Annotated in this window: 20 protein-coding genes; 5 read left to right on the top strand and 15 right to left on the bottom strand. The window is 64.3% G+C overall.

Features of this window, described 5'->3' with window-relative positions; genetic code table 11:
- Positions 1–4: 4 nt before the first annotated feature.
- Complete coding sequence (locus VNH11_01800; protein ID HVA45094.1) at positions 5–346, top strand: hypothetical protein; 342 nt, start codon at positions 5–7, stop codon at positions 344–346.
- A gap of 97 nt (positions 347–443) precedes the next feature.
- Here the strand turns inward: VNH11_01800 and VNH11_01795 are convergent, their stop codons facing one another.
- The 9 genes from VNH11_01795 to VNH11_01755 all read right to left on the bottom strand — a co-directional run bounded on the left by VNH11_01795 (position 444) and on the right by VNH11_01755 (position 9,895).
- Positions 444–1,145 (bottom strand): class I SAM-dependent methyltransferase, encoded by a 702-nt coding sequence (locus VNH11_01795; protein ID HVA45093.1) that lies wholly within the window; start codon positions 1,143–1,145, stop codon positions 444–446.
- Positions 1,146–1,206: 61 nt separating this feature from the next.
- Positions 1,207–3,054, bottom strand: a complete 1,848-nt coding sequence (locus VNH11_01790; GenBank protein HVA45092.1) for a thiamine pyrophosphate-binding protein — start codon at positions 3,052–3,054, stop codon at positions 1,207–1,209.
- Positions 3,051–3,905: an SDR family oxidoreductase gene (locus tag VNH11_01785; protein ID HVA45091.1), complete on the bottom strand. Its 855-nt coding sequence runs from the start codon at positions 3,903–3,905 to the stop codon at positions 3,051–3,053. The genes VNH11_01790 and VNH11_01785 overlap by 4 nt, the downstream gene beginning before the upstream one ends.
- A 13-nt stretch (positions 3,906–3,918) precedes the next feature.
- Positions 3,919–4,830 carry an FkbM family methyltransferase gene (locus tag VNH11_01780; protein ID HVA45090.1) on the bottom strand — a complete coding sequence of 304 codons (912 nt, stop codon included), beginning with the start codon at positions 4,828–4,830 and terminating at the stop codon, positions 3,919–3,921.
- Positions 4,831–4,865: 35 nt separating this feature from the next.
- Positions 4,866–5,720, bottom strand: coding sequence for a methyltransferase domain-containing protein (locus VNH11_01775; GenBank protein ID HVA45089.1), 855 nt, complete (start codon positions 5,718–5,720; stop codon positions 4,866–4,868).
- Positions 5,711–6,559, bottom strand: coding sequence for a hypothetical protein (locus VNH11_01770; protein HVA45088.1), 849 nt, complete (start codon positions 6,557–6,559; stop codon positions 5,711–5,713). The genes VNH11_01775 and VNH11_01770 overlap by 10 nt, the downstream gene beginning before the upstream one ends.
- Before the next feature lie 95 nt (positions 6,560–6,654).
- Entirely contained in the window at positions 6,655–7,644 is a 990-nt protein-coding gene (locus tag VNH11_01765; GenBank protein HVA45087.1) for a GDP-mannose 4,6-dehydratase, read from the bottom strand.
- 87 nt (positions 7,645–7,731) lie between these two features.
- Positions 7,732–8,787, bottom strand: a complete 1,056-nt coding sequence (locus tag VNH11_01760; GenBank protein HVA45086.1) for a transketolase C-terminal domain-containing protein — start codon at positions 8,785–8,787, stop codon at positions 7,732–7,734.
- Positions 8,788–8,893: 106 nt separating this feature from the next.
- Complete coding sequence (locus tag VNH11_01755) at positions 8,894–9,895, bottom strand: thiamine pyrophosphate-dependent dehydrogenase E1 component subunit alpha (protein HVA45085.1); 1,002 nt, start codon at positions 9,893–9,895, stop codon at positions 8,894–8,896.
- Positions 9,896–10,373: 478 nt separating this feature from the next.
- Between VNH11_01755 and VNH11_01750 the strand changes: the two genes are divergently transcribed.
- Entirely contained in the window at positions 10,374–11,660 is a 1,287-nt protein-coding gene (locus VNH11_01750) for a glycosyltransferase (protein ID HVA45084.1), read from the top strand.
- A 3-nt stretch (positions 11,661–11,663) separates the two neighbouring features.
- Here the strand turns inward: VNH11_01750 and VNH11_01745 are convergent, their stop codons facing one another.
- The 4 genes from VNH11_01745 to VNH11_01730 are packed head-to-tail and all read right to left on the bottom strand — an operon-like array spanning position 11,664 to position 16,006.
- The gene (locus VNH11_01745; protein ID HVA45083.1) at positions 11,664–12,728 is read right to left on the bottom strand and encodes an ArsI/CadI family heavy metal resistance metalloenzyme; all 1,065 of its coding nucleotides are present in this window, start codon (positions 12,726–12,728) and stop codon (positions 11,664–11,666) included.
- Between the two features lie 40 nt (positions 12,729–12,768).
- Positions 12,769–14,025 (bottom strand): MFS transporter, encoded by a 1,257-nt coding sequence (locus VNH11_01740; GenBank protein ID HVA45082.1) that lies wholly within the window; start codon positions 14,023–14,025, stop codon positions 12,769–12,771.
- Positions 14,022–14,912: a phytanoyl-CoA dioxygenase family protein gene (locus VNH11_01735; GenBank protein ID HVA45081.1), complete on the bottom strand. Its 891-nt coding sequence runs from the start codon at positions 14,910–14,912 to the stop codon at positions 14,022–14,024. Before VNH11_01735 ends, VNH11_01740 begins: the two co-directional genes overlap by 4 nt.
- A 20-nt stretch (positions 14,913–14,932) precedes the next feature.
- Entirely contained in the window at positions 14,933–16,006 is a 1,074-nt protein-coding gene (locus VNH11_01730; GenBank protein ID HVA45080.1) for a DUF1559 domain-containing protein, read from the bottom strand.
- Positions 16,007–16,090: 84 nt separating this feature from the next.
- Here VNH11_01730 and VNH11_01725 point away from each other — a divergent pair, with 84 nt between their 5' ends.
- On the top strand, positions 16,091–17,470 hold the full coding sequence (locus VNH11_01725; protein HVA45079.1) for an MBL fold metallo-hydrolase: 1,380 nt from the start codon (positions 16,091–16,093) through the stop codon (positions 17,468–17,470).
- Between the two features lie 138 nt (positions 17,471–17,608).
- Here the strand turns inward: VNH11_01725 and VNH11_01720 are convergent, their stop codons facing one another.
- Together VNH11_01720 and VNH11_01715 are read right to left on the bottom strand one after the other, a co-directional pair.
- Positions 17,609–21,196, bottom strand: coding sequence for a glycine cleavage T C-terminal barrel domain-containing protein (locus tag VNH11_01720; GenBank protein ID HVA45078.1), 3,588 nt, complete (start codon positions 21,194–21,196; stop codon positions 17,609–17,611).
- 146 nt (positions 21,197–21,342) lie between these two features.
- Entirely contained in the window at positions 21,343–21,603 is a 261-nt protein-coding gene (locus tag VNH11_01715) for a sarcosine oxidase subunit delta (protein ID HVA45077.1), read from the bottom strand.
- Positions 21,604–21,751: 148 nt separating this feature from the next.
- Here VNH11_01715 and VNH11_01710 point away from each other — a divergent pair, with 148 nt between their 5' ends.
- A complete protein-coding gene (locus tag VNH11_01710) occupies positions 21,752–24,004 on the top strand; it encodes a serine/threonine-protein kinase (GenBank protein ID HVA45076.1) in 2,253 nt (750 codons plus the stop codon).
- A gap of 101 nt (positions 24,005–24,105) precedes the next feature.
- Positions 24,106–26,658 (top strand): formylglycine-generating enzyme family protein, encoded by a 2,553-nt coding sequence (locus VNH11_01705; protein ID HVA45075.1) that lies wholly within the window; start codon positions 24,106–24,108, stop codon positions 26,656–26,658.
- Positions 26,659–26,684: the final 26 nt, after the last annotated feature.

Here is a 26,684-nt window from a genome sequence, read left to right as displayed (position 1 = left end):
TCTCATGAAGACATCCGAATTGCAGACCGTCGTGGACGCTGGCGCAGTCAAGCTCGTTTTCGAATACGGCTTCGATAACCGAGACGCGTTTAATGCGATTGGGGCCGGCTACCTGGGCGGGGTCGTCGTCGAACTCGATGACGGTTCACGCCATCCCGTCGTCTTCTACGACGCCGTACGGTTGCGGCAAGACCTTGAGGAAGAAGCAAAGCAGGGAATGCCTTTTCTCGCGGAGCCCGGTTTGATCGTTCTGACCGAGGTCTCTCTGGAAAATATGAAGATCGCGGTGAGCCGCCTCGGCCAACAAGGTTATTTCGCTCGATTCAAGAGCGGAAGTGCCGCGTGAGCAGGTGCGGCTAGGGCAAACGCAACTGACGACAGTGCATGCCGTGCCGCAGGGGCTGGTTCAGCTCGACAAGGAGCGCGGCTTCGGTGCGCATGGTTTACTCCGGGATGAACCAGTAATAGTCGCCCGAATAGCCGACTTCGGCGAACCGTCGCTTCCAATCGTCGACGTGCATGTAGGTGAGCGCGGTGAGGATCCACTTCAACAGCCGCTCGCGTTCAGCGTCGGTGCGCCAGGCGTCGACCGTGACGAAACTCTGCCCGCGGCTGACGCGCTCGATCTCGCGCAGCGCTTGTTTGCAGCCGTCGAGCGGCAGATTATGGACGGTGTTGATCGAGATCACCAGATCGAACGAGCGGTCGGCGTAGGGCAACTCGGTGGCGCAGCCGACCGCGAGCAGCGGCTTGACGCTCGGCAGGGCCTGGTCGTGCGCATATTGCGAGATGTCGATGCCCGCCAGCGTGGCCCGCGGCATCAGCTCCTGGAAGTCGTGCAACATAAAACCTTTGCCGCAGCCGACGTCGAGAATGGCCGCGTCGTCCGGCAAGGCGTAGTAATCGCGAATGCGGCGGACCGTCTCTTGCCAGAAGCGCGGATGATAATGATAGCCGCCGTAGCCAAACAGCCGATCGCCATCGAAAAAGTCTTTGCCGAATTGTCGCGCGACGCGGCGGTGCTCGTCGGTGACCAGGGCGGCCCGCTCGTCGATCGGCCGCTTGCTGCGGGGATATCGGTCGAGGAGGTTGATTTCTCGGCCGAGGGCCGGCCGGGCAGATGGTCGCACTTCTTTGAGATTCATTCGGTTTCGGTTGGTCGTTGTCGTAAGGTGGGACCAGCGAGCTTGCGAGCGCCGGCCCACCCTACCTTGTTTCTACATTGGCCTGGTTCGCCACAGGCTTTCTTGCCGGTGCGATATGCGGCGCCGGAACCGCACTGCGCGTCGATACCTCCACAGGCTCGATGATCATGTTTTCCAAAAACTCTCTGCGCGGCAGCAACGGCTCGGGGTCTTCGTTCGGCCGGCCGAACTTCACCTGGGGAATCACTCGATGTTCCGCACGAACGTCCATATGGCAGAGCACCGGCCCGTCGGCGTTCATCGCGCTGGCGATGGCGGAGGCCAAATCCCTGTTCCGGCTGAGCGTCATCGTGCGAAAGCCATACGCCGCGGCGATCGCCACATAGTCGGGATCGGCCAGGCCGCCGTCGACGCTGGAAGCGTGATACCGCGAGCCGAGCCACTGGTCCTGTGTTTGTTGAATCATGCTGTGCCCGTGATTGTTGAGCAGGAAAAGCTTGATCGGCAGCTTGTGCCGCGCCACGGTGGCCATTTCCTGGATGTTCATTTGCAGGCTGCCATCGCCGGTGACACAAACCACCGGGCGGCGGTCTCGTGCGAAACTGGCGCCGATGCTCGCCGGCAGCGCCCAGCCCATGGCCGTGTTGTTCCAGTCGTGGAACAGCCGCTGGCCGGCTTTGAAATCGAACGCCTGCATGCACCACGCCAGCGTGCAGCCAGTATCGAGAAAGATCGTCTCGCCTTCGCGGCACTCGTGCGATAGCGCCTTCACGAAGACATACGGGTTTATCTCCGCTTCCTGCCGCCATGCGTCGGGACAGACCGGCCAGCGTCGCTTCCAACCGGCAATTCGTCGCAACCAATCGGCGATCGGCGGGCCGCGGTCGGCAGCGGCCGACAATGCTTCGAAAAACTGGCGTGCATCGGCGGCAATCGGCAAGTCGATATTCAGCCCGTAGCGCGGAAATTTGTTCAACTCGTTGGCGTCGATATCGACCACAATCTTGCGTGCCTCTCGCGCGAAGGTTGCCGGCGGGCTGCCGGTGGCCTTGGTGTCGAGGCGCGAACCGACGGAGAGGATGAGATCGGCGTTTTGCACGGCAAAGTTCGCGTGCCGGGTGCCGTGTGTGCCGAACGTGCCGATCCGCAACGGGTGGTCTGCCGGCAACAAATCGGCCATGGCCCAAGTTGGCGCGACGGGAAGGCCGAGCCGCTCGCACACGTCGCGCGCAATTTCGGCGGCGCCGGCCAAGCGCACGCCCCAGCCGAGAATCATCACAGGCCGCTTCGATTCCGCAATCCACTTCTTGCACTGGACTGCGGCTTCGTTCAAGCCGGATCGATCGCGGACGGTCCGCGGCGGCGTATAACCGACCAACTGATCCACATCGACTTGGGCGCGCTGCACGTCGTCGGGAATGTCGATCAACACCGGACCCGGCCGGCCGGATCTCGCGATGTGGCAGGCTTTTTCCAGCTCGTAGCGAATGCGTTCGGGCCGAGCGACCTGCACGGCGCACTTCGTCACTGGGCGAAAGATGTCGACGGTGTCCGTTTCCTGAAAACCGATCTGCCGCACGCCGGTGTCGCCCTTGGCGCGAAACGTCGACACTTGGCCGGTGATAAACACGACCGGCACCGAGTCGTAATAGGCGCAGCACACGCCCGTGAGAAGGTTGGTGGCGCCAGGTCCGCTGGTGGCGACTGCGGCGCCGAGGTTGCCGGTGACGCGAGCGTAGCCGTCGGCCGCCATGGCGCCGGCCTGTTCGTGCATCGGGCAAACGAACGAGATGCCGTCGGTCTCGGCGATGGAGTGAATCAGGTGCAGCGAAGCGCCGCCGGAGACGGCGAACACGTGCCGGATTCCCTGGCCGGCCAAGAACGCCGCGACATAGTCGGAAAGTTTCATTGAGCGATCTTCCTGACGCCTGACGCCTGATGCCTGACGCCTTTTTCATTTCCTGCGCGACGCAGCTTATACATATCGTGGTCGGCTTTCAGCAACTCATCGAGGCGCGAATCGCCCCAAGCGTCGAAGGCGGTGCTGAAGTTGCGACCGTTGATCACTTCGCTGGGCGCGGCGACGAGCCAATTGCAGCAATCGACCACGCGGCGCAACGGCACCCAGTCGCCGCGGGCCAGTTTCTCCTGCGTGCGTCGCAGGTTCTCGCCCGCACGCGGTCCCGCATCGAGCGTCGCTTGATGGATCTTCGTATTCACCCAACCGGGTCCGACGATCGCAAAACGGCAGTCCGTAACTTCCGCCGCCAACAGTTCCACCGCCTTGACCAAAGCGACCTTCGATAACGTGTACGCCGAATAATTCAGCGTGGCGCCGTTGGCACCGCCGCCTGCAAAGAGAAGCGCCAGCGGTGGGAGGGCGGCGCCGCGCCGCCGCGCAGGGAGCAGCTCGCGCAACACCTGCATCTGCCCGGTGAAGTTCACCTGGATCGATTCCGACCACCGGGCAAAGTCGCAGTCCACAAAAGGGCCGATCGGCTCGATCGCGCCGGCAGCCAGGACAAGCACGTTCCATTGGCCCCGCTTTCGCAACGCGCCACAGGCGCGCGCGACCGACGTGCAATCCGCAACATCGCAGTGAATTAAACTGGCGCCCCGGCGCCTGAGTTCATCGACAGCCCCACTCTCGGTGCGAAACGTGCCATGGACCTCACACCCCGCCGAGAGCCACTCGTCGGCCAGGGCATGACCAATGTCGCTGGAGGCCGAAATGATGATTCGCCGAGGCAGTTCGGGCATGGCGCGGTATGGGCTACGAGGCATTGCGTTCTGCGACCAGCGCCGGCGCGCTCCAGGGCATCTCGTTCTTGCAAGTGATAAACAGCGAGCCGTCGCGGTAGCTTGTCGGCATCATCGACAGATCGTCGACCGGTTGCCAATTCTGTTTCTGGGTAAATAACCGCACGCCGCATGTACGCAGGTGATCGAAGACCGCACGAGCGTTGGCCGCGCTGCCGATTTCGACGACCGCGTCGGTCTTGCGCCAATGGCTCTCGTTTGTCGCCAGCAGGATTTCGGCTTCGTGGCCCTCGACGTCGAGTTTGACCAGGTCGGCCCAGTCGATGATCGGCCCGATCGCTTCGACGTCGACGGGGAAGCGTTGCAATTCGCCGTAGGGCGACGGCTTCGCACCTGCCAAGTGGCTGCCGGTCGTATTGCCCAGCACGCGGACGAATTCCATCGTCCCTGTGTTGCGCGACACGGCGGCGTTGACGGGCGTCACTCGCGGGCAGCCGTTCAAAGCCAGATTGCGTTTCAGCAGTCGAAAATGGGTCGGATCGGGCTCGAACGAGCGCACCTCGAATCCACAGCGGCTGAGCACGATCGAGTGCAGGCCGATGTTGGCCCCAATATCGGCCACGCGCCGATAACGGTGCCGGTGGCACCAGTAAAAGCTGAACAAGATCAGCTCATCGAGATCGAACAGGCTGAGCGAATCGACCGCGCCCATCGCTTCGTAAGGAAACGTTAAATGGCCGAACGGGCCGAAGCCGGCCTCGGGCAGGTCGGCCTTGAACAGGCTTTCGATCTCTCGGCGCGCGACCTGCTTGAGCAACGTGTACAAGCCGCCGCTGGGCGCATGCCGATCGTGAATCGCCGGTAGCGTGCTCATTAACGAGTCGAGAATAGGGCTATTCAGCATGCCCGGACCTTTCTTGGTCATTCGCGGGTCAGCAACCTCGCATAGAAATTGCCAGTCTACTTTCTTGCAACGGCCACAGTGTAACTGCTTTGCTCAAACATCGAGCGGATGTCCGGGATGTCTGCGCAGCAGACCGCCGCTACATTCTTGTCGCTCGTAACCACATCGAACCCTGAGCGATCGAGCAACGATCTCAACTCGGCACGGCCCCAGGCGTTCTGATGGTTGAACTTAAAACTCGTTTCCTTTTGCTGGACGGAATCGCGCAGATACGCGCTTATCTGCGCGGGTGTACGATCGCCGACGAGAGTATCTAACTCTTCTTCATCGACCACGGCTGGCCCGTGGTAGGCACCAGGATGCGAGTTGATCCGGCCGCTGAAATGATCACCGTACTCGTCGTTCCAGAATCCGCAAAAAATCATCGACGCTCGCCGTTCGAGTGTATCTTCGATGCCGCGAGTGGGCCAAGTCGGTGTGACGGCGTTGAAGTTCCACAGTTCATCGCGAAAAAACGACGCGTCGCCATTTCGCCAACACTCCAGCGTACGGTCGAAGTCGGGCAGCTTAATGACCAAGCGTCCTGCTGAGCGGAGAATGCGCCACGCCTCGGCAAGAACTCGATCCACCGTCGGAGCGTCGAGATGTTCGAGCGTGTGCGAGCTATAGACCGTGCTCACGCTCACGTCGGGCAACGGAACGCGACAGTCGGGCGAGAATCGAAATGCCGCTTCGCACGGTCCGGCTTCATCGAGGTTGTGCCATCCTAACGCCGAGAATGCCGGCCCGCCGCCGAAGTTGATCGCACGCGGCAGCAGCCTGCGATTCGCCAGCCGCAGCAGTCCGTCGTCGGTCAGCGCGCGTTCAACCGCCCATTCGACCAAGCCCGAGGCGCTATCGGTCAGCCGCATGCCGTCGGTCCCTTCGCACGACTGAAGAGTTGGCCGGTCCGGTTTGAACTGCGATACCAGGGACGGCGCGGGAACTTGGCGTTGAGCCCCGCAAAGACCGGCCCTGGGTCGAATCGAAGCGCGGGCGAAAGCGTCAACTCAAGAATAATCCGTTCGCCCGTGCGCGGCCCGATGCCGCGATGCTCTAAATCGCCGTTGCGAAACAGCACCCAGGTGCCGGGCGGTCCTTCGATGGCGATCTTTTTTCCGTCCAGCGTCTTTATCTCAGTCGTGCCCAGGGAAGGTCCGGCCCCAGTCATGTATACCATGAGCTTTGGAGACGCAAGGGGAAATCCGTCGGTATGCCAGGCATTGGGCCCACTTTCGCTTGCTCCCGCCGCCGTCCTCCAGCAACGAGTGTTGACGACATGCCAGGGAGTGCCCAGCGCCGCCGCCACCGGCCGCCGCAGCGCCCGCATCACGTCCACCAGAGCGGCCGACTGATTGCTGCCTAGTTGAACGTACACATGGTCGCGGTTCAACACAGCTTCATACGGCCCAAGGCCGGGATTAAACACGTAACCCTCGTCGTGGTCATCGAGCTGAATCTGCACGCGCGGCGCTGCGTCAATCGCCTCGCGCAGCCGTTTCGCGACATCCGGCGGTAGCGTGCCAATCTTTACACCGCTGCGCCCGAAATGATCGTCGGTCTTTGCTCCCAAGATCGAACTGAGCCGACGCAACAGGGTGGGGTAGTAAGCCCACGCGTAGCCGTAGGCGGGCGGCGGCGAACGTCTGATGAAGGGCCGGCAGCCCGTCGACACGTAGTGCCAGGCGCGCTGGTAGAGCGACGGGTTCATGGCGGGCAATCCGCGGGTGCGACATAGAAACGATCGCGGAATAATACCGAAGTCGTTCGCCAGCCTGAATAGCAAAAGTTTTTCCCCCGCGCTCGCTAAGCCGCATGGCGGTATTCCAGCGGCTCGCCGCAAATTTCCTGAAAGTTCTGTTTTACCCAGCTCACCACGTCCCGCAGCCCCTGATCAAGATCGACCTGTGGATGCCAGCCAAGCTCTTGCCGGGCACGGGTGGAATCGATCACGTAAGCGGCGTCTTGGCCAAGCCGCTCGCCGACCGTGATTGTCGAGGCGGCAAAGTCGCGGTCGAGCAGTGTGCAAATCCGTTCGACCACGTCGCGCACTGCGTAGCCCCGATCCGGCGACAGGTGATACATCGTGCCCGGCTGACCCCGCTCCAGCGCCAACAATTCGCCGCGCGATACGTCGCGGATGTGAATATACGACTTCACCGCCGTCCCGCCGCCGTCGAGCGAAATTTTGCGGTTCGTCAGCAAGTAAATCACCGAGCGGGGAATGATTTTCCAAAGTTGTTGATGGGCGCCGTAGACGTTGGTGGCCCGGATCGTCACCAGCGGGAAATGGTAGTTCTTGAAGAGCGTGGACAGAAACAGATCGGCGGCCGCCTTCGAGGCGGCGTAGGGCGTGCTGGGATTGACCGGCGTCTCCTCCGTCACGCGGCCCTGGCACGTGCCATAGACCTCGGGCGACGAAATGTGGACGTACTTTTTCAGGTAGCGCCGCTCTTTGAGCGGATTGAGCAATTTCGCCAACGCCACCACGTTCGTCTGAAACCAATGCTCGGGATGATGCCAGCTCGGCGCCACTTCGCTTTGGGCCGCGAAGTTGACGATTCCCTCCGGTTGGAAGCGATCCAACTCGGCCAGAATTTCATCGGTGTCGTGATTGAGGTCGAGCTGGCGGAACTTGAACCGCCCGTCGCTCCAGGGTTGGTAGGGCAAGAACAAACGGATCTTTTCCGGCGACCGGCTGATGCCGAGCACCTGCCGGTCTGGCGATTCCAGCAAGAGGTCGATGAAATCGCTGCCCGAAAACGAATTGCTGCCGAGGACGGCGATTCTTTGCATCAGAAGGGACTCCAGGAATCAGTAGGCGGTAGACATTGTCGTCTTTCGCTCCGCGAAAGGGCGTTCTTTCGCGGAGCGAAAGACGACTTAAAACGGCCCCGTGAAGCTTGGGTCGGGCACATCCAGACAATGGTGCGCCAGCGGCGCGGCCGGGCGCCAACTGCGGCCTTGCACCATTTCGCAGGCCGCGGACACAATGTCGGACGACGTCGGATAAAACTTGGCCGCCAGAGCCGGGCTGGTCGGCGTGGGACATTCCGGCAAGGCAATCCGCCGCGGCGGACACTTCAAGCGGCCGCCCAGTTCCTCGGCGACCCGCGCCACCACCTCGGCCGCAAAGCCCGCGTGCCGCCAGCTTGTGTCGGCCACCAGCAACCGGCCGGTGCGCCGCACCGACTCGAGGATGCACCGCTCGTCGAAGGGCCGGATGCTGCGCGGATCGATCACTTCGGCCTGAATGCCTTCTCGGGCCAGCACCTGGGCGGCGCGGTGCGCTTCGAGTGCCATGTGCGAGAGAGCCACGATGGTAAGGTCTTCGCCGCGGCGGAGCACGCGCGCCTCGCCGATCGGCACGCGAACCATTCCCTCGGCCACCGGCCCGCGGATGTTGTGCAGCCAGCGGTGCTCGATGAAGATCACCGGGTTGTCGTCTTCGACCGCCGAGATCAGCAGTCCCTTGGCGTCTTGGGGCGTGCTGGGGAGCACGACCTTCAGGCCCGGCACGTGGGCAAACCAGGCGTGCAGGCTTTGAGAGTGTTGCGGACCTTGGCCCCAACCCCGGCCTACCAACAAGCGGATGACCAGCGGCGCCGACGTGCGGCCGCCGAACATGGAATGCCACTTGGCCGCCTGGTTGACGATCTGTTCCATCGCCAGCAAGGCGAAATCGGTCCGCTGGTGGACCATGATCGGCCGCATGCCCGCCAAGGCCGAGCCAAGCACGACGCCCGTCATGCCGTTTTCGGCGCAGGGCATATCCATCACGCGGTTGCCGCCGTACTTCTGCTCCAGGCCGAGCGTGGTGCCGAAGATGCCCTTGGGATCGGTCGCGCCCAGGCCGATGACGTACACCGACGGATCGGCCGCCATGCACAGGTCGGTGGCTTCCTGGATGGCCTGGAAGTATTTCAGTTCGCGAGTCATCGGGGAGATTTTGGATTTTCGATTTTGGATTTTGGATTGTAATGCGTAGGGTGGGACCGGCGAGCTTGCGAGCGCCGGCCCACCGTCGGCGCCTTCTTTCCGCTTTTTATGCCGCTCGCCGATTCGCATCGGCGGGCTTTGGGGAGGCATAAACCTTTTCGAGCATCGTGGCCGCCTCCGGCCAGGGACTCGCTTTGGCGTAAGCCACCGCCGCGGCGAACTCCGCCCGGATCTCGTCCGACCACCGCTCGATGTCCGCTTCCGAGAGCGAGCCATTCTCGATGCCGCGTCGGCGCAGGCGCTCGATCGGGCACAGCGCCCGCCAGCGGGCAAACTCTTCTTCCGTGCGATAGCCGAGGCCGTTATCGAAGTTCGGACCGCAATGCTCCCGCCAGCGATAAGTGGCAAACTCGAGGAAGACGGGTCCGGCGCCCGATCGAATCTGACCGACCGCATCCTGCGTCATGGCACGCACCTGCTCGACGTCGTTGCCGTCGCCTTGCCGGCTGTCGACGCCGTGAGCCGCGGCAAGGCGATGGACCGGCCGACCCGCCGGCTGCCTCACCGACAGTGGGGAATAGACGGAATAGAGGTTGTTCTCGCAGACAAACAGCACGGGCAGCCGCTTGAGGGCGGCGAAATTCAAGGCTTCGTGAAAGGCGCCCTCCTCCGTGGCGCCCTCGCCGAAGAAAGCCGCCACCACGCGCTCTTCGCCACGCAGCACCGAGCCGAAGGCCACGCCCACGCAAATCGGAATGGTGCTGCCGACGATGGGTGCGGCGCCCAGAAAACCGGCCGCCAGATCGATCAGGTGCATCGACCCGCCGAAGCCGCCGGAGCACCCCCTGGCCTTGCCATACATCTCGGCCAGCATGGCCGGCAGGTTGCCTCCCTTAGCCAGATAATGGCCGTGCGCGCGGTGAGTGCTCATCACCCGGTCGTCCGCGCTCAGCAGATCGCACACGCCCGCCGCCACGGCTTCCTGACCGATGCACAGATGCACGGGGCAGCGCATCTGCTGTTCGGCGTAAAGCTCGGCAATGCCCTCTTCGACCAGGCGGATGCGGAGCATCGAGCGGAACAGCCGCCGAGTGAGTTCTTTCTGCACGTGGGATCCGTCCGGCGTTTCGATCGCAAATAAGGGCGCAGCGCCGCAAAGATTGCTGCAAGGTTGACACCTTTTATGCCGCAGACGGAATGCGTGTCAACGTCAATCGGCGCCGCGAAACGGGTTTGCATCGCGAGCGGATGTAGGGTGGGACCAGCGAGCTTGCGAGCGCCGGCCCACCGTAACGGACGTCCCTTACGGTGGCTGGGGCAGAAGCTGGCCGAGTGTGGGCCGGGAATCAGCCACGGCGCCGTCGGCCAGCGATGCCCCGGTGGTGGTGCGACCGGGGCATCGCCGCGACGGAGCGTTAGGCGCAGAACCGGTCCTCTCGCGCGGTTCTGCCCCAGCCACCGTTTGCGTGCAGTTCAAGCATCTGTGCGGCCAAACTGGCCTTGCCTCAATCGCCGCGACGACTAACATCTTGGCCGGCGGAATTTGGCATCACGCGGTCCAGTCTGCGCGCAAGGTGATTATTTTCATGAACGCGATCGCGGACCTTTCCGTCATCATGCCGACCTACAACCACGCGCAGTACCTGCCGCGTGCGCTACAGGCGCTGGTTACGCAGTCGGTCGTTCCCGCCGAGATCGTCGTCGTCAACGACGCCTCGACCGACGAAACGCCGGCAATTCTGGAGACGTACGCCCGCGACTATCCGATGGTGAAGGTGATCACCAACTCGCAGAACCGCCGGACCAATGAGAGCGTCCAGATTGGCCTCGCACGGGCCAGCGGCAAATACGTCTATTGCGTGGCGTCGGACGATTATGTCTTGCCGGGCTTTGTCGAGAAGATGGTCGGCACGCTGGAAGCCCATCCGCGGGCGGGCGTGTGCAGCGCGTATTTTTCCGTGGTCGACGGCGTCACCGGTGAGATCAGGCCGAACGCCAGCGGCTGGTGTTCGGCTCCGCGTTACTTCGCACCCGACGAGTTCGAAAAGCTGATCGGCCATTCCAGCATTCCCGGCCATGCGTCGATTCTGAAGCGGTCGTCGTTCGAGGCGGCGGGCGGCTTCTTGCCCGACCTGGAATGGCACTCCGACTGGTTCCTGAGCCTGGTCGTCGCCTTCCGCGAGGGAATGTGCCACGTGCCCGAAATGCTCTCGCTGTTGACCGACATGCCTCAAGGCTATTCCAGTCACGGCATGCGTTCGGCGAAGCAGCTCACCGTGTTGAGCGCGGTCTTCGATCGGCTGGCCAGCCCCGAGTACGCCGACGTAGCCGGTGCGTTTCAGCGCAGCGGCGTGCTCAGTGTTTTCGGGCTGCCGGTGTTGCGGATGGCCGCGAGTCGCGCCGACGTCTGGACCAGGGCCACGCTGGGCCTGGTCAACGGCTTCAAGACCGAGGAATATGAAGCGTTGCTCGACGACCCCGACCCGCGCGTGCGCGAGTTGGGCGGCTTTTTTCTCGGGCCGTTTTGGACCGAGGTCAAACAACGCCGCGCGCATGAGGCCGACGAGCGCCGCGAGCTCGAACTGGCCGTCGCTGCGCATCAAGAAGCATGTGCCGAGCTTCGCGCGGCACAAATTGAACGCGACAACGCACTCGCGCGATTGCAGCAGCGCATTACCGAGACGGAATCGCAATTGACGGCGACCAACAATCTCCTGGTTGAGCGCGACGCTCGACTCAAGGAAACCGAGGCGGTGGCGGCCCAGTTGGCCGATCAATTGCGCCGGATGGAGTCGTCGTATTTCTGGAAGGCACGCACTCTGCTGCGCGACTGCAAGCACGCCGCCGTGCGGTCGCTGGGCAAAGCGGCCTGAGTGCTATTGATCGCCTGCGGCCTCGACGATCAGAAACTGCTCGGCGGCCGGACCGTTCTGCAGCAAGTCGCGGCCGGCCTCGTCGATGGCCACACGCTCGCCGCGGCGAAAAACGCGGCCCACATCGTCGCGCACTTCGCGATGCGGACCCTTGTAGATCGCCAGATAGCGGCTCGTGCCCGACGGCTGAGGCTTGTAGGCCAAAAGCTTCGTCTCGCGCATCTCAACGCCCTGATAGTGAAAGCAGGCTGAAGCACCGAACTTGCTGTAATGCAGGCCGGCAAAACCCGCCTCCTCGATTTCGGCCACCAGTTCGCGGTCGAGCGGCACCTGTGCCACCGCCGCCGCCGGACCGGGCAACTGCAAACGCGTTCCCTCGGGCAGGCGTGAAGATCCCGTCAACACGTGTACGAGCAGTTGTCCGCCCGGCCGCAATGTCCGCAGCGCGTCCCGCAAAATGGCTCTGCGCTGATCGGCATCGATTTTGGCGTTAAACGTCCCTTGCAGCAGCACTTCATCGGCGGCGCCGTCGGGGCAGGCGACTCCGTCGGCCGTGCGAAGCCGGCCGCTCGACTCCTGGCCCAGGCGGTGGGCGATCGTCACGCGCGCGGGCGGAGCTTCGGCGGCATTCGCAGGCGGCGAGATCACTTCCAACCGTTGACCCGCGCCGCGGTGCTCGATGTCGCCTTCGAAGACATATACCTCCCACAGCGTGCCGTCGGGATCGTTGGCCCAGAACTTCGTTTGCCGGGCATAGCAGCACTCGACGCCTTCTTCGCGCTGCGTCTCGATGCCGGCCGCCTCCAACCGGCGCTGCGCCTCGACCAGCGCCGCCGAGTCGGGCAGGCGAAAGCCGACATGGTTCAGCGCGCCGCGGCCCGAAAAACCGTGCGGCTCCAGCGAGAGCACCAGCGGCGGATCGTCGATCTCGAACTTGGCGTAGTCGCTTCGGCGCTTGGCAGGCGGAACGCCCAGCAACGCTTCCAAGAACGCGATCGAGCGGCCCAGGTCGTTTACGTTGAGCGAAAGATGGAACTTGGTTACGCCGGTTTCGGTTACGGTGGCCATTGAGATTTCTCCATGCAAGTTGTTAAGCCGCACCCTGCCTTCACGGTGCGGCCCATTGTAATTCGTCCTCGGTTTTTGCGGTAACGCTCGCCACACGTTCGAGGCGCGTGACCCACGCGGCCAGGGCCAGCACGGCGGCGATCGGAACAAACAGGTAGAAGGCGCCGGTATACGATCCGGTGCGCGATTGCCATTCGGCAAACAACTTCGGACCAGCCGCCGAGGCCACGACCGTCATCATCTGCGCCCAGCCTTGAATCTTGCCCAGGTGTGCTTGCCCGAATGCGGCGCCCCACACGGTGAAAAACGAAACCGTCACCACTCCGCCGGCGGCGCCCATGGCGACCGCGTAGGCATACACTTGCCACAACTCGGTCACTTGCGGCAAGGCCGCCAGCGATGCGGCCAAGAGCAGCATCGCCGCAGCCAGCAAGCGCCCGAGCGAGATTCGCGTGGCCGCCCAGCCGCCTGCCAGATTGGCGATCATGCCGCACACGGAGCTGACCGCCAGCACCGTGTGATAGGTCTCCGCTTCGAAGCCGCGTTCTTCGAGGATGGCTTGGTTGAACAGCCCGATGCCCGACGAAATCAGGCCGTAGAGCGAGCTGGCCACCGCGAACACCCAGAACACTTGCGAACAAAGGGCCTGGCGGACAGTGAAATCGCCGTTGCTGCTCGCACTCGCATCGGGCGTCGTCCGGTCGGTTTTGCCGGCCTCGCGCACCAGCAACCACGACACCGGCGCCAGCACGGCGATCAACAGCAAGCCGATCGCCGACCATGTGTCGCGCCAGCCAAAATGGAGCACCGCCTGCCCGGTAACTTTGAATGCAGCCCCAAAACCGATGCCGACCAGCAGGGAATAGGCGCCCATCGCCAGGCCAAGCCGCTCGCGGAACGACTTGCCCATCAGCGTCAGGCTGGCCACGGAGAGCATGCTTTGCCCCAGAGCGCGCGTAAGCGTGATGAGCACGAACAGCGTTGCCGCCTGCGTCACGTGCGTCATGGCCACCACCACGCCGCCCAGCGACAGGGCGATGATCGCCAATACCCGCCGCACGCCGAAGCGGTCGAGCAAGCTTCCGGCCGGCCAGCAACACAACGCGCCCAACAGCGTGGCCCAGAGATTGATGTCGGCGTAGACGGTCCGATCGATCCTGAGATCCGTCAGCAGCGGCTCGGTGATCAGCCCCAAGCCGTGCGTTCGGCCGGGCAAGGTCGCCACCATGGCCAAAGCGGCGACGGCCACGATGACCCAGCCATACGGCGGACGGAGATTGGCGGTGTAGGATGTCATCGGAAGTACGTCGACTGTGGTGCATCGGCGGCGAGGCGCGCTCGCAGGAAGTCGTGAAACTGGACGTAGTGCCGCGAACGTTGGTCGCCCCCGTCCGACAAAGCGTTGTAGCTCACATAGAACGCTCGTCGCATGGCCGTCGACCGGTTGGGCGCGGAGCGGTGCGGCGTGAGACCGTGAAAAACCGCCACGTCGCCCGGTTCGAGCAAGAGCTTCACGCTTCGCGAGGCGGCGACGCAATCGTCGGGCAGCATGTAGAGGTCTTCGTTCTCCGGAAACAGGAACCCGTGATGGTAGCCCGAAAACACCTCGGTGCAGCCGTTCGCTTCGGTCGGGGCGTCGATTGGAATCAGCACCGTCAAGAACGAGCGGGGAAAGCCCGACCAGCTTCGCGGAATATCCTGGTGAAGCGGATAGCCCGGTGCCCCCGGCATCTTGAAGATCAGTTTGTCTTTGAAGAGGCAGGCCGGCTCGCCATAGATCGCGTCGACCAGGACGCGAACTCGGCGGTCTTCCGTCAACCGGGCGCAAAGCGGCGAGATGTCGCTTACTGGGTCGAACACCTCGAACAGCGGCTCACCGCTGTCGACATGCTGCATGAAGCGGCACCGCAAGTTGTTTCGGTCGATCAGGTGTTTGCAGTCCGCCAGCAGCCGATCGGCTTCGTCGGCCAGGGCGGCAATTTCCTCCATGCCGAACAGATTTCGCCGAACGACGAACCCAAGTTCGTGATATTGGTCGAGTTCATCGTCGCCCAGCGGCTGCGCATGATGTCCGGAGGATGGCCTTCCTAGGCCGTCCCGTGCCCGGGGAGACGGCCTAGGAAGGCCATCCTCCGGTCGTCGCCCGCAGTTGCCCTTGGGTGCTAAGTAATCGGTCTCGATCATTTTCTCTTCCGAACCGGTGCCTACCAGCCGCCCGCGGTCAACGACTCGCCGTTCCGCAGCGTCGCCAGCGCCCTCCAAATAGCAATGTCGATCGTGTCCTGGATGGTGTGGACCGATCCGTCGGCCAGCAGCAGATTGGCGGCGCTCGGATGATAGCTTCGCGCCGTGCGCCAACCGGTGTCGGTGTATTGCGTGTTGGGGTCGTAGCTGACGCAGTCGAGGCGCGGCGAATTGGGCGGCAGATAATGATTGTACAGCCCGCAACGGACCTCGCCGTTGGCCCAGGCGAAACTGCGCGGATCGCTGACGTTGTATTGGTTCGCGGCCAGGCAGTTGGCATCGGTGACGGGCGAGCCGCCGAGATAGGCGTAAACGGTGCGCGGATCGGGCGGCTTCGTGGGGTCGGGCGCCGCGCCCAGAATGCTTTCCGCCAGGGCCGCCGTGTTGCTGGCGCCGTCGAGCAGATCGGCGAACCGCGTGGCCGAGTTCATGTAGAACATGCCGTCGGTGTCGTACTCGCTGCCGCCGTTGATGCCGGTGCCCACGCAGGCGGCGTAGTTGCACGGACCGAAGATCGTGCCCAGATAGCTGGTCACCGGCTGGCCGCGGTCGCTGGGGCAAAGAAACAGCGGCACGACGATCTGCACGGCGAATTGGTTCGCGGGCATGACCGCATATCCCTGGTTTGGCCCGCCGTAGAGCGGCACATCGAGATGGAGCTGATTGTAGACCGGCGTCTGTTCCAAAAACGGCGTCAGATAGGCGAAGGCCGACCAACGATAAAAGTTGGGCGGAATGGTCGGATCGGCCGCGTAGCTCTGCGACGTGCTGCCTTTCGGAAACGTCTTGGTCGACTGCTCGAAATTGTGCAGGGCGATGCCGAGTTGCTTGAGATTGTTGACGCACTGGCTGCGCCGCGCCGATTCGCGCGCGGCTTGCACGGCCGGCAACAGCAACGCCACCAGGATGCCGATGATGGCGATCACCACCAGCAACTCCACCAGCGTGAAACCGCCCTCGTTGCAATACGGACCTACCGGGAGGCTTACGCCTCCCGCTCGCCTGCGCTTTGCATGACCGATGCTGCTCGTCATTCGTCCGGTCCTTACGCCACGACATTCAAACGTTCAAACGAATGATAGTGTGCCAACCGCCGGGCAGCCTGTAAAGTGGTGCGCATGGTAGAACTTGCTTTTCACGGCGCCGCCGAGACCGTCACCGGCTCGAAATACCTGCTCACGGCCGCCGACGCACGCGTGCTCGTCGACTGCGGGCTGTTTCAGGGACTCAAGGAATTGCGGCTGAGAAACTGGCAGCCGCCGCCGTTCGACGTGGCGTCGCTCGATTGCGTGGTGCTCACGCACACGCATATCGACCACGTCGGTTACTTGCCGCGGCTGGTGAAGCTGGGCTTTAAGCGGCCCGTGTGGTGTACGCCGGCCACCCAGGCCCTGGCCGACATCATTCTCCGCGACGCCGCCCGCAACCAGGAAGAGGAAGCCGAGTACGCCAATCGCAAGGGCTACAGCAAGCACCGGCCGGCGCTGCCTTTGTTCGACGAACGCGACGTCGATCGCAGCCTCAAGCTGTTGCGCCCGGTCGATCGCGGCCAGTGGTTCAACCCGGCCGGCCCGATCTGGTGCCGCTATCACGACGCCGGGCACTTGCTCGGTTCGGCCATGATCGAGGTCGAGGTCCGCCAAGGCCCCACGCCGTTGCGCATCCTGTTTTCCGGCGACGTGGGCCGTTACGAAGCTCCGCTCTATCACGACCCCGCTCCGCCGCCGGCCTGCGACTACCTCGTTTGCGAAAGCACCTACGGCAATCGCGAACACGGCGACGAACGGGTGCTCGACCAGCTTTGCCACGTCGTGGAGGCGGCCATCGCGCGCGGGGGCGTGATGCTGGTCGCGTCGTTCGCGGTCGGCCGGGCTCAGCAACTGATCTACTTGCTGGCGGTGCTGGCGGCCCAGCGGCGCATTTGGCCGCTGCCGGTGTATCTCGATAGCCCGATGGCGGTCGATGCCACGCACATCTACACGTCGTATGCCGCCGAGCTCGACCTGAGCGAGAGCCACGCCGGCGGCGCCGGGCCGCTCGATTTCGGCAACGTCCACTTGGCCCGCACGGTGGAAGAATCGAAGCGGATCAATTCCGTGCGGGGACCGGCGGTGATCATATCCTCGTCGGGCATGATGGTGGGCGGACGCATTTTGCACCACTTGCGGCAGCGATTGCCGGACGCGCGGAACACGATCGTGCTGGGCGGCTTCATGGCCGCCGGCACGCGCGGCCGGCAACTCGAAGACGGCGCACCATCGATACGCGTGCATGGCACGAAGGTGCCGGTCCGTGCCGCGATCGCGCGGGTCTCCGCCCTTAGCGGGCATGCCGGTCACAGCGAGCTGCTGCGCTGGCTCGAGCCGCTGGCGGCACCTCGTCGGGCCTTTTTCACTCACGGCGAGATCGAAAGTGCGCGAGCACTGGCCGCCGAGCTGCACGACAAGCGCGGCTGGAACACCTGCGTGCCGCGGATGCACGAACGGGTTCATCTATGAAGCGCGGGTCATTCGAGAAGCGGCCGAGGCTGTAACAATGGTGTGGCGGTCTTCGTTGCTGTAAAGGCGATCATGCCCATGAGCCCACAAAACCTTTCCAAGCGTTTGGCGGATCGCGGTGGTTGTTCGTCATTGGCACTAATCGACGAGCGAGTCGGCGTCAATTCTGGCTGCCGACGCGGCGATCGCCGTCAACGTTTCCCATAGATAGGGGCCATAGGTGCCGTCGGCCCAGATTTGCCATGTCGGCAAGCCTTGTCGCGGCCGGGCCAAAACCGAACAGGAGACGCTGGCGAGCTGCGTCATCACGAACGTTTCGCCCGAATCGCGGAAGTTGCAACTGGCGACCTGGGCCAATAGGGTCGTTGCCTCGCTGCCCGAAATCAGCAGCGATAAATCTTGTCGCCAGACCGGCAACACTCCGGGAAGGTGCGCCTTGAATGCCGCGCGTAAGCGGGCCACCACGCTCGACTGCCAGGAATCTTCAATAAAAAACTCTGTCGCCCCCGTACGCACAACCAGGCCGTCGTCTGCCAGAGACTGAAACTGATAAACTCGCATTGGCACGCCGATGCCATGTTGCCTGAGCAAATCCGCCGCTGCCGGACCCTTGATCACGATGCGGGCCAATTCGCTCACGTCGCGCAATTCGAGCTTGCTCGCCTCGTCACTCCGGCCCGACGCCTGACGTCTGGCGCCTGACGCCTCTTCCCTGGCTGATGGCTCGCTCACGGTGGGCCGGCGCTCGCAAGCTCGCTTTTTCCACCCTTCGGCCGCTACCCTTTGCCTCGCGTTCGTTCGATCATAAAACGGCAACTCCACCACGGTGGCCGCGACCATCTTGCCGCCTTCCACGCGGATCTGAAATTCGGTGCCGGGCGCCGCTTGCTGCGGAGCGACATACGCCAATCCAATCGCCCGCCCAACCGTGCCACTGTCGGCAATGCTCGTCACGCGGCCGACAATCGCTCCCTTTTCGATCACCAGGTGGCACTCGGCGGGCAGCGGGCCGTTGTAGCCTCGCGGCAGCGTGAAGCCGATGAGTCGACGCTTGAGCGGCTTGTGGGCCACGATCTTCAGACTGCGGCCGCCGACGAAAAACGGTTTGTCGTGCTTGACGGCCCATTCCATGCCGGCTTCATAGGGCGTGGTCAGGCCGTCGGTGTCCTGGCTCACGATGACGTGTCCTTTCTCCAGCCGCAGCAGACGCTGGGCCTCGACGCCAAAGGGTACGATTCCTCTCGACGCACCCGCTTGCAGGATGCCGTCCCAGACTCGTGCGGCCGACTGCGCCGGCACGTGAATCTCGTAGCCGACTTCGCCGACGAAGCCGGTCCTCAGCACACGGGCGGGCACGCCGAGCACCGCTGCTTCACGCAGGCCGAGATAAGGAAAGCCGGCATCGCTCAAATCGAGATCGGTCAATTCGGCCAGGACCGCGGGCGCCTGCGGGCCGGCCAGGTTCATCGCGGCCATCGCTCCGGTGAGATTGGCCAGCACCACGTTCAGCTTCCACACGATCGCCCAACGCTGCATCTCGCGATAGACGCTGCCCGAAGCCGTCGTGGTGGTGGTGACGTAGAAGCGGTCGTCGGTCAACCGGCCGATAACGCCGTCGTCGATGATCACGCCGCTTTCGTCGCACATCAGGCCGTAGCGCGTGGTGCCGACTTTCATTTTGGCGAAGCGTCCCGTGTAAATCCGCTCCAAGAACTGCGCAGCGTCGGGGCCGGTGATTTCCAGCTTGCCCAGCGTGCTCACGTCGATCAGCCCGGCCCGCTGGCGGACGGCCGCGACTTCGGCCGCGATAGCCTGATGGCGATCGACATTATTACTTGCATAATACGCCGGCCGCAGCCAATCGCCCGCCGGAATGAACCTGGCCCCGGCCGCTTCGTGCCGGGAGTGCAGTGCGGTCTCGCGATGCGGGTGAAAGCCTTTGCCCGCCAGATGGCTCAACGGCACGGGATGAAAGAACGGCCGGGCGGTCGGCGACCCCGTCTCGCCCATACTTTCGCCGCGCAGATCCGCCAGCACGCGGATGGTGTTCGTGTTGGCGATCTTGCCCTGACTGGGACCCATGCCAAACGTCGAATAGCGTTTGAGCAGTTCGACGTTGTCAAAACCTTCCTGCACCGCGTGCTTGATGTCTTTGAGCTGCACGTCTTCGTCGAGATCGACGAACACCTTGCCGGCAGGATGCTCGACGACGGGCCAAGGATGCGAAGGAGGGGTTGCGTGTGTCACCGCGACTTCCGGCAGCGGTCCTGAGTAACGCCCCAGATAGGCCGTGGCCGCCAGCCCGGCGCGACGGCCATCGGTCAGTTGGACATCGAGAGCAAATACGCCCCGCAATCGCCCGGTGATAAAGATGCCCGGCGGCACAAGGTCGGGCACAAACTGCTCCAGCTCGCGAGAATAGTTCATTTTGCCGCCGGCCTGGCAGAAGAGCGAATCGGCCGGCGCCCAGCCGACGCTCATGACAAGTCCGTCGCATTCGATGCGCTCTCCACGCTTCACCTGCGGCTGGCCGTCGCCGTCGATCGGGCAAATCGTCACGGCGTCGATGCCCGTGGCGTCGCTCGCCGAGCTGGCTTCGTAAACGCAGTGGCCCGGCCGCACGACGATACCGGCCTTCAGCACTTGCTGACGGATGTCGGTCGGCTCGCCATCGGGCCGCAGATCGACGATCATTCGCACGCCGATGCCGAGTTGCTGCAAGTCGAGCGCGGCGCGATAGCCATCGGCATTCGCGGCCAGCACGATGGGCCGATCGAACGGCCTGACGGCGTAAAGCCGTATCAGTCGCTGCGCTGCCGTGGCGAGCATGACGCCGGGCAAATCGTTGTTGCGAAACAATGCCGGCTGCTCCAGCGCGCCGGTGGCGAAGACCACGCTCTTGGCACGCAGCTTGGTCATGCGGTGCTGGTCCACGAGGGCCACCCAGTGATCGGCATAATAGCCGGCCGCGACGGTCGCGGTGCGGACCGTCAGATTGGACAAGTCGCGGGCCCGGTCGAGCAGAGTTTGGAGCACGGCCAGGCGATCGCTCCCCTGATACAACAAGCTGCCGCCGGCAAGCGGCTGCTCATCGACGACGATCACCTGCAGCCCTTGTTCGGCCGCGGCAATCGCGGCCGAGAGACCGCTTGGCCCGCCACCGACGACGAGCACGTCGCACCACTCATATTGTTTGGCGGTCCGCAGCCGCGGCGCTTTGGGATCGACAGCGCCGAGACCGGCCATGGCCCGCATCTGCCGTTCCCAGAACGGAAAAAGCCGCCTGGGCTTATGGAACGTCTTATAGTAGAAGCCGACGGGCAAAAACCGGCCGAGTTGGTCGAATCGACGCGCGAGATCGTTCTGCAAGCCTCCGAACGTGTTGACCGCCGTGAACTCGGCGCTTTCCCAGATGGGCGTCACATCGGCGCGAATATTGGTGCGCGTGCCTTCGGACACGAGCACGTTCACATCGTGGTTGGCCAGGCTATAGATGCCGCGCGGCCGGTGGTACTTGAAGCTGCGGCCCAGCAGGCGCACGCCGTTGGCGGCCAGCGCGCTGGAGATCGTGTCGCCGGTGAAGCCGTAGTAGGTGCGGCCCTCGAAGCGAAACTGAATTGGCCTCGTACGGTCGATGCACTCGCCCGGCTGCGGCGGCAAGCGATGCCGTGACGCGCCGATTGCGTCGTCAGCCGGCGGGTGCGCCGTTTCACCTGGAGCGGTCATGTGCTGGCCCTCCGGTTTGTAGGGTGGGACCAGCGAGCTTGCGAGCGCCGGCCCACCGTAAACGACGTCGCCAACGGTGGGCCGGCGCTCGCAAGCTCGCTTTTTCCACCCTACGTCCATGCCGTGGGTGCCGCACGGCGTCTGGGTTACTTTTCATCGCTGCCATACAGATAGGTCCGCAAAAACTCATCCTTCAAGTTGTCCCGCTCGGCGACGAACCAGGTGCCGCTGGCCACGTGATACCACCATTCGCGCCGCACGCCCGGCTCGCCGGCGCGGTTGAACACGTAATCGGCCCAGGCTTCATCCGAGGCCGTAGCGGCATCGGGCATGTCGCGCACTTCGCCGCCGAAGACGAATTCCGACAGTGGACGCGGGCCGTTGATGGGGCAGGTGAGTAGTTTCATGGTCGACGGTAGACAGTAGACGGTAGCCAGGGAGATTGCAAATGGCCGGCCCGCCAAAAATGCTTGGATGCCTCAAGAACATCGCTTATAATCGGCGCGGCGCATCTCTAATTCATTAGCGCGTTCAGCATTTTCGAGGAGCTAGGACATGGGCGACGATAAGACGACCGCCGCTCCGCTCCGCGATGCCCAGCCAACGGGCGAACTGCCCGTCGCCTTCGGCCGCTATCAGGTGACAAACCGGCTCGGCGAAGGGGGCTTCGGCATCGTCTACCAAGGACACGACCCCGACCTGCGCCGCGCGGTGGCCATCAAAGTGCCCCGCCGCGGCCGCGTCGCCTCGCCGGCCGACGTGGAAATGTATCTGGCCGAGGCGCAGTTGCTGGCCCGCTTGAACCATCCGGGCATCGTGCCGGTACACGACTGCGGTCGCACCGACGACGGTCTGTGCTACGTCGTCTCGCAGTTCATGCCCGGTGGCGACCTGGCACGGCTCATTGACCGCTGCCGGCCCTCGCCCGACGAGTCGGCCGAATTGGTGGCCCGCATCGCCGACGCCCTGCACCACGCTCATCAGCAGGGCCTGGTGCATCGCGACATCAAGCCGGGCAACATCCTGCTCGACGAGGCCGGGCGTCCGTTGGTGGCCGATTTCGGCCTGGCGTTGACCGACGAGGCGTATGGGCGCGCGGCGGGCATGTTTGGCACGCCGGCCTACATGAGTCCCGAACAGGCCCGCGGCGAAGGGCACCGCGTCGACGCCCGCAGCGATATTTACAGCCTGGGCGTGGTGTTCTACGAACTGCTGACGGGGCGCCGGCCTTATCGCCGCACGCAGACCGACGAGCTTCTGGACGAAATCTCCAGCGGCGACACCCGGCCGCCGCGGCAGCTCGACCACACGCTGCCGGAGGACCTGGAGCGGATCTGCCTGAAGGCCTTGTCGAAGCGCGCGGCCGACCGCTATACCACCGCCTTCGATCTGGCCGAAGACCTGCGGCACTTCCTCACTCGCCGCCAGGGCCGGGGCGAGGGCCATCGACTCGCTCTGCCCGCGGGAGAGGGACGGGGTGAGGGCCCGTTTCTCCCTCTCCCTCTGGGAGAGGGCCGGGGTGAGGGCGGCATGTCTGGCGCACCGACTCCCCCTCCCGCTCCGCCCAAAATCATTCCCAAGGGGCTGCGTTCGTTCGACGCTCACGATGCCGACTTCTTCTTGCAGTTGCTGCCAGGGCCGACCGATCGCGACGGCCTGCCCGAAAGCATCCGCTTTTGGAAGACGCGCATCGAGCAGCTCGACGCCGAGCGGACGTTTTCGGTGGGACTGTTGTATGGCCCCTCGGGCTGCGGAAAAAGTTCGCTGGTCAAAGCCGGCCTCCTGCCGCGTCTCGCGCCGCACGTGCTCACGGTCTTTCTCGAAGCAACGGCCGACGACACCGAGGCCAGGCTGCTGCGCGCCTTGCGAAAGGTTTGTGGTGTAGGCGTCCCGCCCGTCGAATCTTGTGGTGTGGGCGTCCCGCCCGCCCAATTGGTCGAAGCCATCGCCGAACTTCGCCACGGGCGCGGCCTGGCGTCCGGCCAAAAGGTGCTGATCGTGCTCGACCAGTTCGAGCAATGGTTGCACGCCCATCGCGACCCTCCGACGACCGAGTTGGTCCGCGCCTTGCGGCAATGCGACGGCGCGAGTGTCCAATGCCTGGTGATGGTGCGCGACGACTTTTGGCTCTCCGCCTCGCGGTTCATGCAGGGCCTGGAGATTCCGCTGCTGGAGGGCGACAACAGCGCCCTGGTCGATTTATTCGATATGCTGCACGCTCGTCGGGTGCTGGCCCTCTTTGGGGGCGCCTACGGCCGGTTGCGCGACGACTCTGTAGGGAACGGACTCCGTGCCGTTCCGCCTCCTGACGGACTTCGTGCCGTTCCGCAAACCGCGTTAACCGCCGAACAAGACCGGTTCGTCGACCAGGCCGTGGCCGGGCTGGCCGAGGACGGCAAAGTGGTCTCGGTGCGGTTGGCCCTGTTCGCCGAGATGGTGAAAGGCAAGCCGTGGACGCCGGCCACGCTCAGCCAGGTCGGCGGCATTGCCGGCGTCGGCGTGACGTTCCTCGAAGAGACCTTTTCCGCCTCGACCGCGCCCCCGCGACACCGGCTGCACCAGCAGGCGGCCCGCGCGGTGCTCAAAGCGCTGCTGCCCGAAGCGGGCACCGAGATCAAAGGCCACCGCCGTTCGCGCGACGAGCTGCTGGCCGCCTCGGGCTACGCCCGTCGCCCCGCCGACTTCGCCGAACTGATGCGCATTCTCGACTCCGAGCTGCGTCTGGTCACGCCGGCCGACGAAGAGGGGAGGATGGCCTTCCTAGGCCGTCCCGATGAGGGTTCAGGGTTCAGGGTTCAGGCGATGTAGGTCAGGCTTTCCAGGCTGACAACGCCTCACACCAACCCGAAGCGCCAGCGAGGCAGGCCGACGATGCACCAGACAGCCTAGGAAGGCCATCCTCCCCACCCGTGGCGCCCGACGCTTCAATCCAAAATCGAAAATCGAAAATCCAAAATTCCTATCAGCTCACCCACGACTATCTCGTTCCCTCCTTGCGCGACTGGCTGACGCGCAAGCAGCGCGAGACGCGCCGCGGCCGGGCCGAGCTGCGTTTGGCGGAACGGGCCGCCGCCTACGCGGCCAAGCCCGAAGCGCGCTACCTGCCCGGCTGGTGGGAATGGCCCAACATCTTGCTCTTCACGCGGCGGCGCTACTGGACCGCGGCCGAGCGCCGCGTGATGCGGGCGGCCACCCAAAGGCGCCTCACGTCGGCCAGCTTGCTGGTTTTGGCGATAACGCTGACCAGCCTCGCCGGCCACGACCTCTACAGCCGCCTGCAGGCCCGCGCGGCGGTCGATACCCTGGCGCACGCCGACGTGTACAGCTTGAAACCCGTCTTCGAGCAGGTCGATTCCTATCGCCGCTGGGCAACGCCCGCTTTGGCCGCGCTGGCGGCGGGCAATCCCACGTCGCCGGACGAGCGCCGCGCGCAACTCCACGCGCGGCTGGCCTTGGTCTCGCACGATGAGCGACAAGCGCCCGCGCTGCTGGAAGACCTGTTGGCGGGCAACCCGGTCTACGTGCAGGTCATTCGCGATCGGCTGGCGCCCTACCGGCGACGGTTGGAGGGAGAATTGTGGAAACTGCTGCGCGACCCGAGCCAAGAGCCCGCGCGGCGGTTCCGCGCCGGGCTGGCCCTGGCCGCCTACGCCACGGCGTCGGACCAGTGGACGGCGGCCGATTACGCCTTGCTGGCCGAACAACTCGTGGCCGCCAACGCCGAACAGCAACCGCGACTGCGAGAATGCTTGCGGCCGATCGGCGAGCGACTGCTGAGCGACCTGGAACGGATCTTTGCCGATCGGGCCATCGACGAGGGGCGGCAACTGAGCGCCGCCAACGCCTTGGCCGATTTTGCGGGCAAAGACGCGCCGCGGTTGGCGCGGCTGTTGACCGTCGCCGCGCCCGGCCAATTCGGCGTCGTCTATCCGCTGGTGGCCGAGGCGCGCGATGCGGCGGCGCGGCAGTCGCTCGTCGGCGTGGCCGGCGAGACCGCTCCAGCGGACCTGCCACAGGCCCAGCGCGTGGCGTTGGGCCGGCGCCGCGCGGGGGCGGCGATCGCGCTCTTGCGGCAAGGCGAACGGGAGGCCGCCCTGGAAGCTTTGCGCGTCGACGACGACCCCGAATCGCTCACGCAGTTCGTGCATCGCTGCCGCTCGAGGGGCGTTTCGCCCGCCGATCTGTTGGATTGCATCGACCACACCGATCAGGCCCGGCAAGGCATGACCGGCGCCGCTCGGAGGCTCGAAGACCGGGTGCTGTTCGGGCTGCTTTTGGCGCTCGGCGAGTTCGATTCGACCGACCTGCCCGAAGCCAAGCGCGGCCGCCTCATCGCGCAGCTCGCCGATTGGTATGCCCACGACGCCAGTTCTGGCATCCACGGCGCCAGCGGCTGGCTGTTGCGGCATTGGAAGCAGGACAAGCTGGCAGACCGGGTCGATCAAACGCCGACGGCCTACTCGCCTGACCGCGAATGGTTTACGCTCAAGATCGAACCCCACCAAGGCGAAGCGCCAGCGAGGAGCTCCGCACACGAACCCGAAGCGCCAGCGAGGAAGAGCGATGAACCTGCCTCGCTGGCGCTTCGGGTTGGTGTGGCCGCCGGGCCGCCCTTTTACATCACGTTCGTCGTCTTTCCGCCAGGGAAGCAGTTCATCGGCTCGCCGGACGACGAGGCCGAGCGTCAGGGCCCTGAAAAGCGCCACCCGATCGAAATCACGCGTCCGTTCGCGCTGGGCGATCGCGAGATCACCTGGGCGCAGATCAACGCGTTCGATGCGGGGGTCGTGCGCTTTAACCGTCACGACGCCTGGGAAAAGCAGTTCGGCCGGCAGCTTACGCCGGCGGAGCCGGCCTTCGGCGTGAACTGGTTCGAGGCGGCGAGTTACTGCCGCTGGCTGACGCGGCAGGCCGGCATGGCTGATTCCGACCAGTGCTACGGCGACCCCGCCTCGCTGGAGAAAGACGGCGCGGGCAATCCAAGGCAATGGCCGGTTGATCTTGGCAAGCACGGCTTCCGTTTGCCGACCGAAGCCGAGTGGGAAGTGGCCTGCCGCGGTGGCACGAATTCGGCGTATTCTTTCGGCAATGATGCCCAACTGCTGGGGCATTACGGCTGGTTCCAGGACAACTCGGCGCGGTGGTCGCATGTTATAGGCCAGTTGCGGCCCAGTCCCCGTGGCCTGTTCGACATCCACGGCAACTTGTTTGAATGGTGTCACGACTGGTACGGTGAATACGTGGACGATGCCGTTGACGGTCTCGGCGCCCCCGGGGGCTCGAACCGGGTGGTCCGGGGCGGCGGCTGGGACCTCGGCGCCGCGAACTGCCGGTCGGCGGACCGCGGCCTCAACCAGCCCACGAGCCGCGTCAGCAACCTCGGCTTCCGCCTGGCCCTCGTTCCGTTCAGTCCAGAGCAGGCAGTTAGTCAAGCCGGGAGCGAAAGCCGGGCGGCCGAATAGCGCAGCCGCGGAGCGGCGCAGCTACG

The sequence above is a fragment of the Pirellulales bacterium genome (assembly GCA_035533075.1).
Taxonomy (GTDB): domain Bacteria; phylum Planctomycetota; class Planctomycetia; order Pirellulales; family JAICIG01; genus DASSFG01.
Note: the sequence above shows the minus strand (reverse complement) of the source record. Positions and strands in the feature narration are given on the sequence as shown.

What these genes read in the sequence shown, in the direction of transcription:
- VNH11_01800 (HVA45094.1), top strand. Translation starts at nt 5, where the DNA reads ATGAAGACATCCGAATTGCAGACCGTCGTGGACGCTGGCGCAGTCAAG.
- VNH11_01795 (HVA45093.1), bottom strand. Translation starts at nt 1,145, where the DNA reads ATGAATCTCAAAGAAGTGCGACCATCTGCCCGGCCGGCCCTCGGCCGA.
- VNH11_01790 (HVA45092.1), bottom strand. Translation starts at nt 3,054, where the DNA reads ATGAAACTTTCCGACTATGTCGCGGCGTTCTTGGCCGGCCAGGGAATC.
- VNH11_01785 (HVA45091.1), bottom strand. Translation starts at nt 3,905, where the DNA reads ATGCCCGAACTGCCTCGGCGAATCATCATTTCGGCCTCCAGCGACATT.
- VNH11_01780 (HVA45090.1), bottom strand. Translation starts at nt 4,830, where the DNA reads ATGACCAAGAAAGGTCCGGGCATGCTGAATAGCCCTATTCTCGACTCG.
- VNH11_01775 (HVA45089.1), bottom strand. Translation starts at nt 5,720, where the DNA reads ATGCGGCTGACCGATAGCGCCTCGGGCTTGGTCGAATGGGCGGTTGAA.
- VNH11_01770 (HVA45088.1), bottom strand. Translation starts at nt 6,559, where the DNA reads ATGAACCCGTCGCTCTACCAGCGCGCCTGGCACTACGTGTCGACGGGC.
- VNH11_01765 (HVA45087.1), bottom strand. Translation starts at nt 7,644, where the DNA reads ATGCAAAGAATCGCCGTCCTCGGCAGCAATTCGTTTTCGGGCAGCGAT.
- VNH11_01760 (HVA45086.1), bottom strand. Translation starts at nt 8,787, where the DNA reads ATGACTCGCGAACTGAAATACTTCCAGGCCATCCAGGAAGCCACCGAC.
- VNH11_01750 (HVA45084.1), top strand. Translation starts at nt 10,374, where the DNA reads ATGAACGCGATCGCGGACCTTTCCGTCATCATGCCGACCTACAACCAC.
- VNH11_01745 (HVA45083.1), bottom strand. Translation starts at nt 12,728, where the DNA reads ATGGCCACCGTAACCGAAACCGGCGTAACCAAGTTCCATCTTTCGCTC.
- VNH11_01740 (HVA45082.1), bottom strand. Translation starts at nt 14,025, where the DNA reads ATGACATCCTACACCGCCAATCTCCGTCCGCCGTATGGCTGGGTCATC.
- VNH11_01735 (HVA45081.1), bottom strand. Translation starts at nt 14,912, where the DNA reads ATGATCGAGACCGATTACTTAGCACCCAAGGGCAACTGCGGGCGACGA.
- VNH11_01730 (HVA45080.1), bottom strand. Translation starts at nt 16,006, where the DNA reads ATGACGAGCAGCATCGGTCATGCAAAGCGCAGGCGAGCGGGAGGCGTA.
- VNH11_01725 (HVA45079.1), top strand. Translation starts at nt 16,091, where the DNA reads ATGGTAGAACTTGCTTTTCACGGCGCCGCCGAGACCGTCACCGGCTCG.
- VNH11_01720 (HVA45078.1), bottom strand. Translation starts at nt 21,196, where the DNA reads ATGACCGCTCCAGGTGAAACGGCGCACCCGCCGGCTGACGACGCAATC.
- VNH11_01715 (HVA45077.1), bottom strand. Translation starts at nt 21,603, where the DNA reads ATGAAACTACTCACCTGCCCCATCAACGGCCCGCGTCCACTGTCGGAA.
- VNH11_01710 (HVA45076.1), top strand. Translation starts at nt 21,752, where the DNA reads ATGGGCGACGATAAGACGACCGCCGCTCCGCTCCGCGATGCCCAGCCA.